Raw genomic sequence first — 16,402 nt, forward strand, 5'->3', positions numbered from 1 at the left:
CGATGGGGCGGTGACCCGGGCGCCGGAGGTCCCTGCCCCGCGCGGCACCGCCCTGTCGGAGCGCGTCCCCGCCCCCGACCTGGCCCGCGGCGCGGTGCTGCTGTTCATCTGCCTGGCCAACGTGCACCACCACCTGCACGCCCGCCCGCCGGGCGTGCGCGGCTACCCCGCCGCCTCGACCCTGTCCGCGCTGGACCGCGTCGTCGTGGTCCTGCAGACCTGCCTGGTCGACGGCCGCTCGTTCCCGATGTTCTCGATGCTCGTCGGCTACGGCACCTGGCAACTGGTGCGCCGCCGCCTGGAGCGCGGCGCCGCGCGGCGCGAGGTGCGCCGGCTGGTGCGCCGGCGCGGGTGGGCGCTGGTGCTCGTCGGCGCCCTGCACGGCGTGGTCCTCTTCGCCGCCGACATCGTCGCCACCTACGGGCTGCTGCTGGTGCTGGCCGCCGGGGCGCTGGTGGCGCCGCGCACCCGCCGGCTGGTGGTGCTCGCCGTCGCCGGCGCCGTGCTGGTGGCCGTCTTCGGGGCCCTGGAGACGCTGCCCGGCGCCGGGGAGGTGCTGGCGTCGGTGGCGCTGACGTCCGCGCCGGCCGCGGCCGCGGCCCGCGCCCCCGAGTGGGTCTTCCTCACCGCCTTCCAGCCGCCGCTGGTGCTCGGCGCCCTCGCCCTGGGCGCGCTGGCCGCCCGCCGCGGGCTGCTGGACGAGCCCGCCCGGCACCGGCGCACCCTCGCCCTGCTGGCCGGCTGCGGGGTGCCGCTGGCGGCCCTGGGCGGGCTGCCGCTGGCCCTGGCCACCGCCGGGGCGTGGGCGCCCGGCACGGGCGGCGTGCTGGCCGCCGGCGCGCTGCACTCGGTGACCGGGTACGCCGGCGGCGCCGGGTACGCCGCGCTGGCCGGCCTGGCCGTCGCGCGCGCGGCCGGCTCCGGGGGCCGGCCCGCCGCGGTGGGCCCGCTGCTCGCGCTGGGCCGGCGCTCCCTGAGCGGGTACCTGGGGCACTCGGCGGTGTTCGCGCTGCTGCTGCCGGCCTCGGTGCTGGGCCTGGGCGGCGAGCTGGGCGTGGCGCAGGCCTCGGCGCTGGCGGTGCTCACCTGGCTGGTGCTGCTGCTGGGCGCGGCGGCGCTGGAGCGCGCCGGTGCGCGCGGGCCCGCGGAGGTGCTGCTGCGCCGCCTGACCTACGGCCGGCGCCGCTGACGGCGCCCGTCCCGCACCTGCGCGTGGTGCGCCGAGCCCGGCGCTCCCGGCTCGCGCGGCGCGGCCGCACCGCCCAGAGTGGGCGGGTGCCGGAGGGGGACACGGTGTACCGCGCCGCGCGCGCGCTGGACGTCCGGCTGCGCGGCGCCACCGTGCGCGCCAGCGACTTCCGGGTGCCGCAGCACGCCACCGCCGACCTGTCCGGGGCGCGGGTGCTGGGCACCTCCCCGCGCGGCAAGCACCTGCTGACCCGCTTCGACCTCGACGGCGCCGCGCTGACCCTGCACACCCACCTGCGCATGGACGGCTCGTGGACGGTCCTGGCCCCGGGCAAGGTGCTGCCGCGGCGGCTGCAGCCGGACGTGCGGGTGCTGCTGCGCACCGACGGGGCCAGCGCCGCGGGGCTGAAGCTGCCCGTGGTGGAGCTGCTGCCCACCGCGCAGGAGCACACCGTCGTCGGCCACCTGGGGCCGGACCCGCTCGACGCGGTGACGCCCGTCGGCGAGGTCGTCGCCGCCGCGGTGCGCAACCTGGCCGCCGACCCGCGGCGCCCGCTGGCCGCGGCGCTGCTGGACCAGCGCAACCTCGCCGGGCTGGGCAACCTGTGGGTCAACGAGCTGTGCTTCCTGCGCGGGCACCTGCCCACCCGGCCCGTCGGCGAGGTGGCGCTGGAGCCCCTGGTGCGCCTGGCGGTGAAGATGCTGCGGTTCTCGATCAGCGGGCGCGACACCCACCAGGTCACCACCGGCGACACCCGCCCCGGCCGGCAGCACTGGGTGTACGGACGGGGCGGGCAGCCGTGCCTGCGCTGCGGCACGCCGGTCGAGGTGAGCGCGGAGGTGCCCGGCGACCCGGAGCGGCGCTGGACGTGGTGGTGCCCGCACTGCCAGCGCTGAGGGGTGCACCGGGACCCGGGGGACGAGCTGTCAAGGAACCCTTGACGGCCTGCTCTCGTCAAGACATCCTTGACGCATGACCGCACCCCGCCGGGCCCCCTCGCAGCGGCTCGCCCTCGTCCCCCTCCTCGTCCCGCTGGGCGTCGCCCTGGTCCTGCTGACCACCGGAGACGGCCCCCTGCGCACCGTCCTCCTCCTCGCCGTCGCCCTGCTGGGCGGCCTGCTCGCCGGCCTGGCGCTGCGCACCCAGGTGCGCCGCACCCGGGCCGCGCAGGAGGACCGCGAGACCCTCGACGCCCTGGAGCCCCTCGGCCCGGCCGGCGAGCGGGAGACCCGGTGACCGTCACCACGGGGCTCGACGAGGCCACCACCGCCCTGCTGCGCGAGCGCATCGCCGCCGCCGTCATCGAGGCCGCCGGCACGCCCGGCGACCCCGCCACCGATCCCGAGGGCACGCTGCGCCTGGTGGACGCCGGCCGCGTGGCCGCCGAGGAGGCCAGCCGCCTGCTGCGCACCTCCATCGACGGCGCCCGCTCCGCCGGGCACCGCTGGGACGCCGTCGGCGCCGTGCTCGGCGTCAGCAAGCAGGCCGCCCAGCAGCGCTTCGGCTCGCCCACCGCCAAGCCCGGTCAGGACGCCGGCACCGGCGAGGGCGGCCGGCAGCGCCGCGTCCTCACCCCCCTCACCGCCTTCGACGAGATGGAGGTCCTGGAGCGCGAGGGCCGCCGCGGCTGGCACGTCGTCGACTACGGCACCCTCTACCACCTCGTCGAGGCCTCCGACCACCAGTGGGAGCACCTGCGCCAGCCCTGGAACCCCGCCGCGCGCCGCCGCCTGGAGAAGGACGGCTGGACCCCGGTGAAGTCGATGACGTTCCCGTGGGGCTACTACAAGCGCCCGCTGGACCTGCCCGCGGAGTGAGCGGTCGGCGGGCGCGGCCGGTGGCCGCGGCCGGTCACCGGGGGCGGACCGCGCCCGCGGTGGCGTCCTCGTCCGCCAGGACGCGCTCCAGGGTGCGCCGGCCGGTGCGGCTCAGCACGGGGTTGGTGACGGCGTAGTACCAGACCAGCCCCAGGCTCTGCTCGAGCGCCCACGCCCTGCCGCGCTCCCACTCCAGGTCCCCGCAGCCCAGCTCCCGCCGCAGCACCCGCCGGGGACCGGCCTCCAGCAGGTGCCAGGCCGCCACCAGGTCCAGCGCCGGGTCCGCCGGCCCCAGCCCGCCGCAGTCCAGGACCCCCGCCAGCCGCCCGTCGCGCACCAGGACGTTGCCCGGCACCAGGTCCCCGTGGGTCATCGCGTCCGGCGCCGTGCGCGGCAGGTCCCGCAGCCGCTCCCACAGCCGGCGCAGCCGCGGCACGTCGAGCAGCCCCCCGCTCTCGCGCAGGCAGGTCCGCACCCACCCGTCGTGGCGGCGCAGGTCCCCGCCGCGGCCGTCGCGGGAGAAGGTGCGCCCCCGGGTGCCCACGGCCCGCACGTCGGCGACGAACCCGGCCAGGTCGCGGGCGAAGGCGGGCGAAGCGCCGGGGTCCTCGGCGGAGGCGGTGGCGCCGGGCAGCCAGGTCTGCACCGACCACGGCAGCGGGTACCCGTGGCCGGGCTCCCCCAGCGCCACCGGTTCGGGCACCGGGACCCGGGTGCCGCCGCGCAGCTCGCGGGTGGCCGCGGCCTCGGCGCGCAGCTGCTCGCGCACGGCGCGCACGTCGCCCGGTGCCAGCGGGAACCGGGCGCCCAGCTCCTCGCCGAGGCGGAAGACGGCGTTCACCGTGCCCTCCGCGCGCACCGGCCGCACCGGCAGCCCCGCCCACCGGGGGAACTGCTCGGCGACCAGGGCGCGCACCGCGCCCACCGGGACCCGCAGCTGCCCGGCGTGCATCGGCGGGGGCGTGGTCTCCACGACCACGACGGTGGGCGCCGGCGCGCGGGCCCGGCAAGGGGTTTTCCCGCCGCGCCCGCGCCCGGTGGTGGGCGGGTCCTCAGCCGGCGCTGCCGCTCAGCGGGGACGGCTCGGTGAACGCCACCGCGCCGTCCTCGCCGACGCGGGCGCGCACCACGCTGCCGTACCCCTCCTCCACGAGCTTGTCGAGCAGGGGCTGCATCCGCTTGGCCTGCTTCACCAGCGCCACGCGGTAGCCCTGCGCGGCCATCTCGCGCTGCTTGCGCACCAGTTCCCCGGCGGGGGCGTCGGCCGGGTGCACCAGGGCGCAGGAGCGGGAGCGGTCCTCGTCCAGCGCGACGTGGTCGGCGATGCGCTCGAAGCCGATGGAGAACCCGCACGCGGGCAGGTCGCGGCCGGTGAACCGGCCCACCATGTTGTCGTAGCGGCCCCCGCCGGCGATCGAGGAACCGGAACCCTCCAGCGCCATCTCGAAGATCGGGCCGGTGTAGTAGCCCATGCCGCGCACCAGGGAGACGTCGAACACCACGGGCAGCTCCGGCGCCGACACCGCCAGCGCCGCGCCGATCTCGCCCAGGCGCTGCACCGCCTGCGCCGGCACCGCCCCCGGCAGCGCCGCGGCCAGCGCGTCCGGCGCCGACAGGTCGGTGATCGTCAGCAGGCGGCCCAGGGCGGCCTCCAGCGCGGCGACGTGGGCGGTGTCGAACCCCTTGCCGCGCAGCTCCTCCATCACGCCGTCCAGGCCGACCTTGTCGGCCTTGTCGACGGTGATGAGGACGCTGCCGTGGTCGGCCTCGGCGAACCCGCACCCGGTGAGCAGGCCCGCCAGGACCTGCCGGTCGTTGATGCGCAGCGTGGTGCCGCTCAGGCCCAGGCGGGTCAGGGCCGTGTGGGTGGCGGTGACCAGCTCGACCTCGGCGATGCTGCCGGGCTCGCCGACGACGTCGATGTCGCACTGCACGAACTGCCGGTAGCGGCCCTTCTGGGGGCGCTCGGCGCGCCACACCGGGCCGATCTGCAGCAGCTTCGCGGGGGTGCGCAGCGCCGCGGCGTTGGAGGCGACGTAGCGCGACAGCGGCACCGTCAGGTCGAAGCGCAGGCCCAGGTCGGCGGCCTCGGCGGGCTTGAGGGCCTCGTCGGGGTCCAGGCCCCGGCGCAGCACCTTGAAGAGCATCTTCTCGTTCTCCCCGCCCTGCCCGGACTCCAGGCGGCTGAGGTCCTCCAGCGCGGGGGTCTCGACCTCGTCGAAGCCGAAGGAGCGGTACACCTCGCGGATCACCCGCAGCGCGTGCTCCCGGCGGGCCTTGTCGGCGGGGAGGATGTCGCGCATGCCGCGTGCGGGGACGACCTTCGGAGCCATGCCCCGATCCTAGTGGCCGCCCACCGCCCCTCCCGGAGCCCGCGCACCCCCGCGGTGGTCCAGGGGGGGCGCCCCTCCCCGGACCACCGCGGGGCGGGGTTCAGGGGGTCCCGTCGCGGGCGACGAGGGCCTCCAGGGTCGCCCGGGCGCCGCGCTCGTGCAGGGAGGTCAGCGCCGCGGTGTACTCCGCGACGAACCGCTCGTCGTCGGCGAGGTCGCCGAACAGCGCGCGGTCGGCGATGAACGCCGTCGGATCGGTGCGGTTGCGCCCGGCGGTGGCGACCACGCGCTCGGCGAGGCGGTCCACGACGCGGATCGGCTCGCCCCGCTCGTCCACGCCCTCCGCGTAGCGCGCCCAGCTCGCCACGACGGCCGCGCCGCGGAAGAACTCCCCGCCGTGGGCGAGCTGGTGGCGCACCACCGGCAGCAGCCACTTGGGGATGCGGTCGGAGCTCTCCGCGCACAGCCGGGCGACGGTGTCGCGGACCTCGGCGTTGGAGAAGCGGGAGATCAGCTCGCGGCGGTAGGCGTCCAGGTCGATGCCCGGCACCGGCGGCAGGGTCGGGGTGCCCTCGCGCTCCATGTACGACAGCAGGAAGCGCGCGAACAGCGGCTCCTGCACCACCTCGTGCACGAGGCGGTGACCGGCCAGGTACCCGAAGTAGCACAGGCCCTGGTGGCTGGCGTTGAGCAGCCGCAGCTTCATCAGCTCGTACGGCTCGACGTCGGCGACGACCTGCACGCCGGCCTCCTCGAACGGCGGCCGGCCGTCGGTGAAGGAGTCCTCCAGCACCCACTGCGTGAACGGCTCGCACACCACCGGCCAGGCGTCCTCCACGCCGAAGCGCGTGCGCACCTCGGCGCGCTCGACGTCGGTGGTGACCGGGGTGATGCGGTCGACCATGGAGTTCGGGAACCGCACGTGCTCGTCGATCCAGGCGCCCAGCGCGGGGTCCTTGGCGGTGGCGAACGCGACGAACACCCGGTGGGCGGTGTGCCCGTTGCCCTGGATGTTGTCGCAGCTCATCACCGTGAAGGGCGTCAGCCCGCGCTCGCGGCGGCGGCGCAGGGCCTCGGTGACCAGGCCGAAGGAGGTGCGCGGCACGGCGCCCTCGGCGAGGTCGGCGGCGACGTCGGGGGTGTCCAGCAGGAACTCGCCGGTGACGGCGTCGATGTTGTAGCCGCCCTCGGTGACGGTGAGGGAGACGATGCGGATGCGCTCGTCGGCCATCGCCTCGACCGCCGCCTCCGGGTCGTCCGGGGCCAGCAGGAAGTCCAGGATGGAGCCGACCACCCGCGGCTCCAGGGTGCCGTCGGGGTGCTTGAGCACCAGCGTGTACAGCCCGCCCTGGGCGTCCATGACCTCCTTCATGCGGCGGTCGTGGGGCAGCACGCCCAGGCCCCGCACGCCCCACTCCAGCGCCCGGCCCTCGGACATGAGGCGGTCCAGGTACATCGCCTGGTGGGCGCGGTGGAACCCGCCGACGCCGATGTGGACGATGCCCGGCGTCACCGCGGCGCGGTCGTAGGTGGGTACCGGCACCGAGGCGGCGACCTCGGGGAGGGTCCGCGGCGACAGCGGGGTGGCGGCGGTCGTCGAGGTCACTTGACGGCTCCCAGGGACAGGCCCTGGACCAGCTTGTCCTGGGCGGCGAAGCCGGCCACCAGCACCGGCAGGGAGATCACGGTGGCCGCCGCGCACAGCTGCGCCAGGAACAGGCCCTGGCTGGTGACGAAGCCGGTGAGGAAGACCGGGGAGGTGCCGGCGACCACGGCGGTCAGGGTGCGCGCCAGCAGCAGCTCGTTCCAGGAGAAGATGAAGCAGATCAGCGCGGTCGCCGCGATGCCCGGCAGCGCGACCGGTGCGACCACCGAGCGCAGCGTGCGGATCAGCCCGGCGCCGTCGATGGCGGCGGCCTCGAGCATCTCCACGGGGACCTCGGCCAGGAACGAGCGCATCATCCACACCGCGATGGGCAGGTTCATCGAGGTGTACAGCAGCGTCAGGTAGGTGATGTTGTCCAGCAGCCCGGTGTAGCGGGCGAAGAGGTACAGCGGCAGCACCGCGGCCACCACCGGCATGAACTTCGTGGACAGGAAGAAGAACATCACGTCGGTCCACTTGCGCACCGGCTTGATCGACAGGGCGTAGGCGGCCGGGACGGCCAGCACGAGCACCAGGGCCGTGGAGACCACCGAGGCCGACAGCGAGTTGATCAGCGGCGGCCAGGGCCCGGCGTCGAAGAAGGAGCGGTAGCCGTCCAGGGTGAGCGCCGCGGCGATCGAGGGGGGGTTGGTGGCCGCGTCGGTCTCGGAGTGCAGCGACGTCAGCACCATCCACAGCACGGGGGCGACGAAGAGCAGGCCGACGACCCAGGCGAGCAGGCCCCACAGCGGGTTGCCGCGGTTCATCTGCCGCGCCCTGCGCTCGCGGCGGCTGGTGGGGACGACGGCGCCCGGCCGGGGCGCGGTGCCGACGGGGGTGGTGGTGCTCATCGCGCGTTCTCCTCCTTGAACATGCTCGAGACCACCCGCAGGGCGAAGGTTGCGATGATGATGGTCGCGATGACGACGACGACGCCCATCGCCGAGGCCAGGCCGTAGTTCCCGGCCTGGAAGAACGTCTGGTAGATCGTGTACGGCAGGTTCGCCGTGCCCAGGGAGCCGGAGGTGATGGTGAACACCGCGTCGAAGTTCTGCACGATGTAGATCGAGCCGAGCAGGGCGCCCAGCTCCAGGTACTGGCGCAGGTGCGGGAAGGTCAGGTACCGGAAGACCTGCCAGGCGTTGGCGCCGTCCATGCGGGCGGCCTCCTCGGCGTCGGCCGGCTTGGACTGCAGCCCGGCCAGCAGGATGAGCATCATGAACGGCGTCCACTGCCAGATCAGCGCCGCCTCGATGGCGATCTTCGGCGCCGCGGTCAGCCACTCCGGCTGCGGGGGGCTGTCGGAGCCGAAGAGCTGCCAGATCCAGGTCAGCACGCCGTTGAACAACCCGTAGGAGGGGTTGAACAGGGCGTGCTTCCACAGCAGGGCCGCGGCGATGGGCACGACGAGGAACGGCGCGATCATCATGGTGCGCACGGCTCCGCGCCCGGCGAACCTGCGGTCCAGCAGCAGCGCGATGAGCAGGCCCAGGACCAGGCTGACGACCACGACGGTGACGGTGAGCACGATGGTGTTCCACACCGACGATCGCAGCGAGGCGTTGGTGAACACCTCGACGTAGTTGTCGACGCCGGCGAAGCCGCGGTCGCGCGGGCGCAGGGAGTTCCAGTTCATGAACGAGATGACGATCGTGGCCACGAACGGCAGCTGGGTGCAGATGATGAGGAAGACCAGCGCCGGCATGAGCGGCGCCCGGCGCGCCCAGTCGGCCGCGCGCCGGGCGCTGGTGGCCTGTGACGGAGCGGGCGGGCTGGCGGCGCTCCCGCTCGGCGTGATCGGGGTGTCGGTTCCCGTGCTCATCGGTGTGCTCCTGCGGGAGTCGGGGAGGTCGGTGCCCGGTGAGCGGCGCCGCCCCACCCGGGCGGGTGGGACGGCGCCGCTCAGGTGCGGGAGGTCACTGCTGGTAGACCTGCGTGACCTGCTGCTCGGCGACCTGCTGGCCGCGGCCGAGCGCGTCGGCCACGGTGGTCTGGCCGGCGATCGCGGAGCTGACGTACTGCGAGACCTCCGTGGCCATCGCGGCGAACTCGGGGATGGCCACGAACTGGATGCCCGGCGCCGGGCGCGGCTGCACGCCCGGGTCGTTGGGGTCGGCGGCGTTGATGGCCTCCTGCGTGGCCTGGTAGAACGGCCCGGCCTGCGCCTGGTAGTCGGGGTTGGCGTAGGTGCTGGTGCGCTTGCCGGCCGGCACGCGCGGCCAGCCCAGCTCGGCGCCGACGAGCTCCTCGTAGCCCTGGCTGGAGGCCCAGGAGATGAACTCCCAGGCGTCGTCCTTGTTCTGCGAGGCCTCCTGGACGCCCCACGCCCACGAGTACAGCCAGCCGGAGGCGTCCGTGCGGTTCACCGGCGCCTGCGCGTAGCCGATCTTGCCGGCCACCGGCGAGCCGGCCGCCTCCAGGGAGCCGGCGGCGGAGGTGGCGTCGTACCACATGGCCACCTGGCTCTGCGTCATGTTGTTCAGGCACTCGGTGAAGCCGGCCTGCGGGGCGCCGGCCTCGCCGTGGGCGCGCACGAGGTCGACGTAGAACTGCGTGGCCTCGGTGAACTCCGGGGCGTCGACCTTGGCGGTCCAGTCCTCCTCGAACCAGGTGCCGCCGAAGGTGTTGACCACGGTGGTCAGCGGCGCGAAGACCTGCCCCCAGCCGGGCTGGCCGCGCAGGCAGATGCCGCGCATGCCCGGCTGGACGTTGTCCACGCGGGCGGCCAGGTCGGCCACCTCCTGCCAGGTCGGGTTGTTCGGCACGGTCAGGCCGGCCTGCTCGAAGACGTCCTTGCGGTACATCAGGAAGGAGGACTCGCCGTAGAACGGCTCGGCGTACACCGAGCCGTCCTCGCCGGTCAGCCCGGCCGCGATCGGCTCGAGGATGTCGTCCTGGTCGAACTCGGCGTCGTCGGCGATGTAGTCGTCCAGCGGCGCCAGCCAGCCGTTCTCGGAGTAGAAGGGCACCTCGTAGTTGGAGATCGAGGCGACGTCGTACTGACCGGCCTGGCTGGTGAACTCCTGCGTGATGCGGTCGCGCACGTCGTTCTCGGGCAGCACGGTGAAGTTCACCGTGATGCCGGTCTCGGCGGTGAAGTTCTCCTCGGTCAGGCCCTGCAGGTCCACCATCTGCGGGTTGTTCACCATGATCACGTTGATGCTGCGGTCGCCGCCCTCGTCGTCGCCGCCGCCCCCACCACCGCCGTTGCCGCCGCCGGCTCCCGAGCAGCCCGCCACCAGGAGCGCCCCGCTCATCGCGGTCGCCAGTGCCGCGCGCCGGGTGTGACGTCCGAGCATCGTGCCCTCCATGTCCTCGTCGACAGGTCCAGGTCGGGCCTCCGGAGGGGCCCGCGGGGATCTCGTCCCGCCCGCTCATCTGAGCGGCTCAGTCTCAGTTGTGCGATAGTGGCGCCCGGGACGTGAGCTGTCAACTCGCTGAGCACCTCGGCGCCGGCGCCGGGCTGCTCAGCGCGAGCCGAGCGGGAGGGTGCGATGGCGAAGGCGCCTGCGCGGGGGGCCACCACGAGCGGTCTGGCGCTGGCCGCCGCCGTGGCGCAGCGCTTCTACGTCGAGAACCAGACGAAGGTCCGCATCGCCGACGAGCTGGGCATCAGCCGCTTCAAGGTCGCCCGCCTGCTCGCCGACGCCCAGGGCGCCGGTCTCGTGCAGATCCGCGTCCAGGTGCCCGCCGACGTCGACGGCGAGCTCGGCGAGGCGCTGCGAGCCCGCTTCGGGCTGCGCGCGGCGTACGTGGTGCGCCCCGCCGGCACCGCCGTGCCCGAGCAGCGCCGCGCCGTCGCCCAGTTCACCGCCGGGCTGCTGGAGGAGACCGTCGCCCCCGAGGACGTCGTCGGCCTCGCCTGGGGCCGCACCGTCTCCCAGCTGGTCGCCGCCCTGTCCGCGCCGCTGCGCGCCCGCTTCGTCCAGCTCGCCGGCGCCCTGCCCCGCCCCGACGTCGAGGGCAGCGCCGTGGACCTCGTGCGGCGCGCGGCCGAGGCCACCGGCTCCGGCGCCGCCACGTTCTACGCGCCGCTGGCCGTGCCCGACGCCGCCACCGCCGACAGCCTGCGCTCGCAGCCGGAGATCGCCCGCGCGCTGGCCGAGCTGGACGCGCTCACCCGCGCCGTGGTCTCCATCGGCGCCTGGCTGCCCGGGGAGTCCACCGCCCTGGACTCCCTGGACCCCGCCACCGCCGCGAGCCTCGCCGCCGCCGGCGTCGTCGCCGAGATCACCGGGGTGCTGCTGGGCGCGGACGGCGCCGAGGTGCCGGGGCTGGCCGACCGCGTCGTCGGCGTCACCGGCGGGCAGCTGCGCCGCGCCGGCGAGGTCGTCGCCATGTCCACCGGCGCGGCCGGCGTGCGCGCGGGGGCCACCGCCGCGGCCCTGCGCAGCGGCCTGGTGGGCACCCTCGTCACGCACGCCGACCTCGCGCGCGCGGTGCTGGACCTGCCCGGCTGAGCCGCCGGGCGCGGCCCGGCCGGGCGGGTCGGCCGGGCGGGTCGGCCGGGCGGGTGTGGCCGGGTCAGAACCCGGCGACCTCGTGCGGCTCGTAGGGCGCCTCCAGCTCGGCGACCTCCTCCTCGCTCAGCTCCAGCTCCAGCGCGGCGAGCGCGTCGTCGAGGTGGTGCGGCTTGGTGGCGCCCACGATCGGCGCCACGACCACCGGGTTGCGCGCCACCCACGCCAGCGCCACCTGCGCGCGCGGCACCCCGCGGCGCTCGGCCACCCGCGCCACCGCCTGCACGACCCGCTCGTCGGAGTCGCGGTACAGGGTCTTGCCGAACTCGTCCTTCTCGGAGCGGTTCGTCGCCGCGTCCCAGTCGCGGGTCAGCTTGCCGCGCGCCAGCGGGCTCCACGGGATCACGCCGACGCCCTCGTCCGCGCACAGCGGCAGCATCTCGCGCTCCTCCTCGCGGTACAGGAGGTTGTAGTGGTCCTGCATGGTCGCGAAGCGGGCCCAGCCGTTGACGTCCTGCAGGTGCAGGGCCTTGGCGAACTGCCACGCCCACATCGAGGACGCGCCGAGGTAGCGGACCTTGCCGGCGCGCACCACGTCGTCCAGCGCCTCCAGCGTCTCCTCGACCGGCGTGGTGGGGTCCCAGCGGTGGATCTGGTACAGGTCGACGTGGTCGGTGCCCAGGCGCCGCAGGCTGTTGTCGATCTCGGTGAGGACCGCCTGGCGCGACAGGCCCGCGCCGTTGGGCCCCGGGCGCATCCGCCCGTGCACCTTGGTGGCGACGACGACCTCCTCGCGCGGCACGTGCTTGAGGAGCACCTCGCCGAGGATCTCCTCGGAGGAGCCGTTGGAGTAGACGTTGGCGGTGTCGAAGAAGTTTACGCCGGCGTCGAAGGCGCGGCGCAGGAACGGCGCGCTCTCCTCCTGCGGCAGCGTCCACGGGTGCCCGCCGCGCTCGGGGTCGCCGTAGCTCATGCACCCCAGGCAGAGCCGGGAGACCTCCAGGCCGGTGGAACCGAGCTTCACGTAGTCCATGCGCCGATCCTGCCCGCGCTCGTCCCGCTCCGCCCTTCGCCGGGGGCGAACGCGGAATTGAGCGGAGGGGGCTCACGTTGTGTGAGTCGAAGGCGCTCGCCCCGGGCGCCGTGGATCGTCCCAGGAGGACAGCCGTGAACACCCTCTCCGTGTGGAACCGCCGCACCCCGTTCGAGGCGGCCTTCGACGCGCAGTTCGACGCCCTCGTCCGCCGCACCTTCGGCCCCCTGGCCCCGGTCGGCGCCGCCCGCACCCCCGGCTTCGTGCCCGCCGCCGAGGTCGTCCGCGACGGCGACGACGCCCTGGTCCGCCTGGAGCTGCCCGGCGTGGCGCTCGAGGACGTGACCGTCGAGGTCGACGGCGACCGCCTCGTCGTGCGCGGCGAGCGCAAGGACGCCCGCACCGACGCCCAGCGCGGCCGCAGCGAGGTCCGCTACGGCACCTTCCGCCGCAGCTTCACCCTGCCGGCGACCGTCACCGCCGACGCGGTCAGCGCCGCCTACGAGGCCGGCGTGCTCACCGTCCGCGTGGCCGGCGCGCACGCCACCGCCCGGCCCACCCGCATCGCCGTCGCCGCCGCGGCCCCCGCGGCCGTCGAGACCGGCGAGCAGCCCGCCGAGCAGCCCGGCGAGCAGCAGGGCGAGCAGCCCGGCGAGCAGCAGGGCGAGTGACCCCCGCCCCGCGGTGACCGGGCGGCACGTACCGCCCGGTCACCGCGGGCCGCTTCAGGTGCCCAGGAACACCGAGCTGTGCAGCAGGGCCGCGTGCACGAACGCCTGCGGCAGGTTCCCGCGCAGCTGGCGCTGCTCCACGTCCCACTCCTCGGCCAGCAGCGCCGCCGGCCCGCACGCGGCCCGGTTGCGCTCGAAGAACCGGAACGCCTCCACCTGCTGCCCGTCGGCGTGCAGCGCCTCGGCCAGCAGGAACCCGCACAGCAGGAACGCGCCCTCCGTCGAGCCCAGCGGCATCGAGTCGGGGGAGTAGCGGTAGACGTAGTGGTCGTCGACGAGGTCGCGGCGCACCGCCGCCAGGGTGGCCCGCTGGCGCGGGTCCTCCAGCGGCGTCGCCCCGCGCAGCGCCGGGCGCAGCAGCGCCGCGTCCACGCCCGGCTGGCCCGGGCTGCGCTGCCAGCGCCCCTCGTCCGGGTGCAGGCACCGGCGCGAGGTCTCCGCCAGGACCGCGTCCGCCAGCGTCGCCGCGCGCACCGCGTCCGCGGGCGGGCACACCGCCGCGATGCTGCGCAGCCCCGCCACGCACTCCAGCCGCGAGTGCGTCCACCAGTCGTCCTGCAGCTCCCAGATGCCCGCCTCCGGCTCCCGCCAGCGCCGCTCCACCGCCGAGACGGCCACCTCCACGGCCCGCCAGCCGTCCGCGTCCAGGCGGTCGTGCTGGATCGCCGCGGCCAGCAGCTGCAGCACCGTGCCGAACACGTCGAGCTGGAACTGGTCGCGCACGTGGTTGCCGGCCACGTCCCACCCGCCCGGGTAGCCGGGCAGCCCGGTGCGGCGCTCGCCCGGCACCGGCTGCCCGTGCACGGTGTACGCCGGCACCAGCCGGTCGCCGTCGGCCAGCACCCGCTGCACCACGAACGCCACCAGGGTGTCGAACAGCGGGTACGGGCCCCCGCACGCCGCCATCGCCAGCCCGGCGTAGCACTGGTCGCGCACCCACGCGTAGCGGTAGTCGTAGCTGCGGCCGTTCTCGGCGTGCTCGGGCAGCGACATCGTCGCCGCCGCCACCATCCCGCCCTCGTCCGAGGTCAGCCCGCGCACCACCGCGTACGAGTGCCGCGCCTCCGCCGGCGCCACCGAGTGCGCGATGTCCGGCACCGCCGAGCGCCAGGTGTGCATCGTGGAGGTCCAGGCGTGCTCGGGGTCCACCGGGTCCGGCAGCCGCGCGTCGCCCACCTCCAGCACCAGGTCGTGCCGCCCGCCGGCGGGCACCCGCAGCCGGCCGGTGAGGACCCCGTCGTCCACGTCGGCGTCCGCCAGCCCCGACAGCCGCACCCGCAGGTCGCCGGTGCGCGCGCTCCAGCGGCCGTCGTCGCCGCGGCGCACCTCGCGCAGCGCGCGGGTGCCGAAGCGTGCGCGCAGGTCCAGCACCACCTCCACCTCGGCGTCGCCCTCGACGGCGCGCACCTGCCGCAGCAGCACCGCGCGGTGCGGGTCGCTGGGCATCGCCATCGCGTCGCGGCACTCGACGCGGACGTCCCCGCGGCCGGTCCAGCGGTGCCGGAAGACCAGGGTGCCCTCCTCGTAGTGCCCGCCCCACACGAACGGGTGCACCGGGGTCACCGCGAACAGGCCCCGCCCGCCCAGCAGGGAGGCGAGCACCGCGTCGTCGTGCCAGCTGGGCGCGCACATCCACACCACCGCCCCGCGCGGGCCGACGACCGCGCCGCGCGCGCCGTCGGCCACCAGCGCGTAGTCGCGCAGCACCTGCGGCGGGAACCGCTGCGCCAGCTCCTCCGGGCTCACGCGGCCGGGCCCGGCGCCCCGGTGGTCAGCAGCAGCTTGCCCACGTGCGAGGAGCCCTCCATCACCTCGTGGGCGCGGGCGGCGTCCTCCAGCGCGAAGCGCTCGTGCACCACCGGGCGCACCGCGCCGTCGGCCACCAGCGGCCACACGTGGTCGCGCACGCTGGCCACGATCGCGGCCTTCTCCGCCGCCGGGCGCGCCCGCAGCGTCGTGGCGTGCACCGAGGCGCGCTTGGCCAGCAGCCGCCCCAGGTCCAGCTCCGCGCGGGCCCCGCCCTGGGTGCCGATGACCACCAGCCGCCCGCCGGTGGCCAGCACGTCCACGTTGCGCGCCAGGTACGGCCCGCCCACCACGTCCAGCACGACGTCCGCGCCGGCCGGCTCGAAGGCCCGCACCGCCTCGGCGAAGTCCTCCTCGCGGTAGTTCACGCCCAGCTGCGCGCCCAGCTCCGCGCAGCGCGCCAGCTTCTCGGCCGAGCCCGCCGTCACGGCCACCCGCGCGCCCACCGCGCGCGCCAGCTGCACCGCCATCGTGCCGATGCCGCTGGAACCGCCGTGCACGAGCAGCAGCTCGCCCGGGCGCAGCCCCGCCAGGGTGAAGACGTTGCTCCACACCGTCGCCGTCACCTCCGGCAGCGCGGCGGCGTCCACCAGGTCCACGCCCGCCGGCACCGGCAGCAGCTGCCCGGCGGGCACCGCGACCCGCTCGGCGTACCCGCCGCCGCCCAGCAGCGCGCACACCTCCTCGCCCACCGCCCAGCCGCTCACCCCGGCGCCGAGGCGCTCCACCCAGCCGGAGACCTCCAGGCCCGGGTGCGGAGGCGCCCCGGGCGGGGAGGGGTACCTGCCCGTCCGCTGCGCCACGTCGGCGCGGTTCACGCCGGCGGCGGCCACGCGCACCACCACCTCGCCCGGGCCCGGCTCGGGGTCCGGCAGCTCCACCACCCGCAGGGCCTCCGGGCCCCCCGGCTCCTCCACGGTCACGGCTCGCACGGCGCGACACTACGTCCGGGGTGCGCGACCCGCCCCCGGGCGGCCCGGCCACGGCCACGGTCGTCCCGGGTGCGCCGGGGGCCCGGTCGGCGACGACGTCGCCGAGCCCCGGGGAGGTGCCCACGTGGACGGTCCCGCCCCGGCCCCCGCGCCCCCGAGAGTGGAGCGAGAGGGACACCGTCATCCTCGTCGCCGTCGTCGCGGGGGCGCTCGTCGTCCTGCTGCTGCTGGCGGTCGTCGCCGTCAAGACGCGCTACGAGATCGCCAGCCCGTCCGAGGCGCTGATCGTCGTGGGCGAGGAGGGCCGGCCGGTCACCAACCCGCAGACCGGCGAGGTCACCACCGACCTGTCCGGGCAGGAGGTCATCCGCGACCGGGTCGCCTTCGCCCGGCAGGTCGAGGAGGGGGCGGTGACCAGCCTGAACAACCAGGGCCTCGTCCTGGACACCCTGCAGA

15 protein-coding genes and 1 pseudogene are annotated in these 16,402 nt (G+C 75.8%); 7 read left to right on the forward strand and 9 right to left on the reverse strand.

The annotated features are described in order from the left end of the window. The 4 genes from GTR00_RS03240 to GTR00_RS03255 all read left to right on the forward strand — a co-directional run. On the forward strand, positions 1-1,189 hold a 1,189-nt coding region (locus GTR00_RS03240), incomplete at its 5' end, for a DUF418 domain-containing protein (protein ID WP_205704945.1). 86 nt (positions 1,190-1,275) lie between these two features. After that, the gene (locus GTR00_RS03245) at positions 1,276-2,085 is read left to right on the forward strand and encodes an Fpg/Nei family DNA glycosylase (protein ID WP_166610214.1); all 810 of its coding nucleotides are present in this window, start codon (positions 1,276-1,278) and stop codon (positions 2,083-2,085) included. 76 nt (positions 2,086-2,161) lie between these two features. Continuing rightward, complete coding sequence (locus GTR00_RS03250) at positions 2,162-2,425, forward strand: hypothetical protein (protein ID WP_166610215.1); 264 nt, start codon at positions 2,162-2,164, stop codon at positions 2,423-2,425. Continuing rightward, complete coding sequence (locus GTR00_RS03255) at positions 2,422-3,006, forward strand: hypothetical protein (protein ID WP_166610216.1); 585 nt, start codon at positions 2,422-2,424, stop codon at positions 3,004-3,006. The genes GTR00_RS03250 and GTR00_RS03255 overlap by 4 nt, the downstream gene beginning before the upstream one ends. Before the next feature lie 34 nt (positions 3,007-3,040). Here GTR00_RS03255 and GTR00_RS03260 read toward each other — a convergent pair whose 3' ends face one another. The 6 genes from GTR00_RS03260 to GTR00_RS03285 all read right to left on the reverse strand — a co-directional run bounded on the left by GTR00_RS03260 (position 3,041) and on the right by GTR00_RS03285 (position 10,283). Continuing rightward, positions 3,041-3,958: an aminoglycoside phosphotransferase family protein gene (locus GTR00_RS03260; protein WP_166610227.1), complete on the reverse strand. Its 918-nt coding sequence runs from the start codon at positions 3,956-3,958 to the stop codon at positions 3,041-3,043. A gap of 100 nt (positions 3,959-4,058) precedes the next feature. Then, positions 4,059-5,339 carry a histidine--tRNA ligase gene (gene hisS, locus GTR00_RS03265; RefSeq protein WP_166610217.1) on the reverse strand — a complete coding sequence of 427 codons (1,281 nt, stop codon included), beginning with the start codon at positions 5,337-5,339 and terminating at the stop codon, positions 4,059-4,061. A gap of 100 nt (positions 5,340-5,439) precedes the next feature. Further along, positions 5,440-6,945: a mannitol dehydrogenase family protein gene (locus GTR00_RS03270; RefSeq protein ID WP_166610218.1), complete on the reverse strand. Its 1,506-nt coding sequence runs from the start codon at positions 6,943-6,945 to the stop codon at positions 5,440-5,442. Then, entirely contained in the window at positions 6,942-7,835 is an 894-nt protein-coding gene (locus tag GTR00_RS03275) for a carbohydrate ABC transporter permease (protein ID WP_166610219.1), read from the reverse strand. The genes GTR00_RS03270 and GTR00_RS03275 overlap by 4 nt, the downstream gene beginning before the upstream one ends. Then, complete coding sequence (locus tag GTR00_RS03280) at positions 7,832-8,806, reverse strand: carbohydrate ABC transporter permease (RefSeq protein ID WP_166610220.1); 975 nt, start codon at positions 8,804-8,806, stop codon at positions 7,832-7,834. Before GTR00_RS03280 ends, GTR00_RS03275 begins: the two co-directional genes overlap by 4 nt. A gap of 94 nt (positions 8,807-8,900) precedes the next feature. After that, positions 8,901-10,283 (reverse strand): ABC transporter substrate-binding protein, encoded by a 1,383-nt coding sequence (locus GTR00_RS03285; RefSeq protein ID WP_166610221.1) that lies wholly within the window; start codon positions 10,281-10,283, stop codon positions 8,901-8,903. A 195-nt stretch (positions 10,284-10,478) separates the two neighbouring features. Between GTR00_RS03285 and GTR00_RS03290 the strand changes: the two genes are divergently transcribed. After that, complete coding sequence (locus GTR00_RS03290) at positions 10,479-11,444, forward strand: sugar-binding transcriptional regulator (protein ID WP_166610222.1); 966 nt, start codon at positions 10,479-10,481, stop codon at positions 11,442-11,444. Between the two features lie 64 nt (positions 11,445-11,508). On the opposite strand, the gene GTR00_RS03295 is transcribed toward GTR00_RS03290, so the two are convergent. Then, positions 11,509-12,477: an aldo/keto reductase gene (locus GTR00_RS03295; RefSeq protein WP_166610223.1), complete on the reverse strand. Its 969-nt coding sequence runs from the start codon at positions 12,475-12,477 to the stop codon at positions 11,509-11,511. A gap of 134 nt (positions 12,478-12,611) precedes the next feature. Here GTR00_RS03295 and GTR00_RS03300 point away from each other — a divergent pair, with 134 nt between their 5' ends. Further along, positions 12,612-13,148, forward strand: a complete 537-nt coding sequence (locus GTR00_RS03300; RefSeq protein WP_166610224.1) for an Hsp20/alpha crystallin family protein — start codon at positions 12,612-12,614, stop codon at positions 13,146-13,148. A 54-nt stretch (positions 13,149-13,202) separates the two neighbouring features. On the opposite strand, the gene GTR00_RS03305 is transcribed toward GTR00_RS03300, so the two are convergent. Both GTR00_RS03305 and GTR00_RS03310 read right to left on the reverse strand, forming a co-directional pair. After that, the gene (locus GTR00_RS03305) at positions 13,203-14,954 is read right to left on the reverse strand and encodes a glycoside hydrolase family 15 protein (protein ID WP_166610225.1); all 1,752 of its coding nucleotides are present in this window, start codon (positions 14,952-14,954) and stop codon (positions 13,203-13,205) included. Further along, the gene (locus GTR00_RS03310) at positions 14,951-15,946 is read right to left on the reverse strand and encodes an NAD(P)H-quinone oxidoreductase (protein WP_166610226.1); all 996 of its coding nucleotides are present in this window, start codon (positions 15,944-15,946) and stop codon (positions 14,951-14,953) included. The genes GTR00_RS03305 and GTR00_RS03310 overlap by 4 nt, the downstream gene beginning before the upstream one ends. Before the next feature lie 116 nt (positions 15,947-16,062). On the opposite strand from GTR00_RS03310, the pseudogene GTR00_RS03315 reads away from it, so the two are divergent. Continuing rightward, positions 16,063-16,402 (forward strand): annotated as a pseudogene (locus GTR00_RS03315) (hypothetical protein); the annotation flags it as partial.

Source organism: Kineococcus indalonis, from assembly GCF_009906395.1.
GTDB lineage: Bacteria > Actinomycetota > Actinomycetes > Actinomycetales > Kineococcaceae > Kineococcus > Kineococcus indalonis.

What these genes read in the sequence shown, in the direction of transcription:
- GTR00_RS03250 (WP_166610215.1), top strand. Translation starts at nt 2,162, where the DNA reads ATGACCGCACCCCGCCGGGCCCCCTCGCAGCGGCTCGCCCTCGTCCCC.
- GTR00_RS03260 (WP_166610227.1), bottom strand. Translation starts at nt 3,958, where the DNA reads ATGCACGCCGGGCAGCTGCGGGTCCCGGTGGGCGCGGTGCGCGCCCTG.
- hisS (WP_166610217.1), bottom strand. Translation starts at nt 5,339, where the DNA reads ATGGCTCCGAAGGTCGTCCCCGCACGCGGCATGCGCGACATCCTCCCC.
- GTR00_RS03275 (WP_166610219.1), bottom strand. Translation starts at nt 7,835, where the DNA reads ATGAGCACCACCACCCCCGTCGGCACCGCGCCCCGGCCGGGCGCCGTC.
- GTR00_RS03280 (WP_166610220.1), bottom strand. Translation starts at nt 8,806, where the DNA reads ATGAGCACGGGAACCGACACCCCGATCACGCCGAGCGGGAGCGCCGCC.
- GTR00_RS03285 (WP_166610221.1), bottom strand. Translation starts at nt 10,283, where the DNA reads ATGCTCGGACGTCACACCCGGCGCGCGGCACTGGCGACCGCGATGAGC.
- GTR00_RS03290 (WP_166610222.1), top strand. Translation starts at nt 10,479, where the DNA reads ATGGCGAAGGCGCCTGCGCGGGGGGCCACCACGAGCGGTCTGGCGCTG.
- GTR00_RS03295 (WP_166610223.1), bottom strand. Translation starts at nt 12,477, where the DNA reads ATGGACTACGTGAAGCTCGGTTCCACCGGCCTGGAGGTCTCCCGGCTC.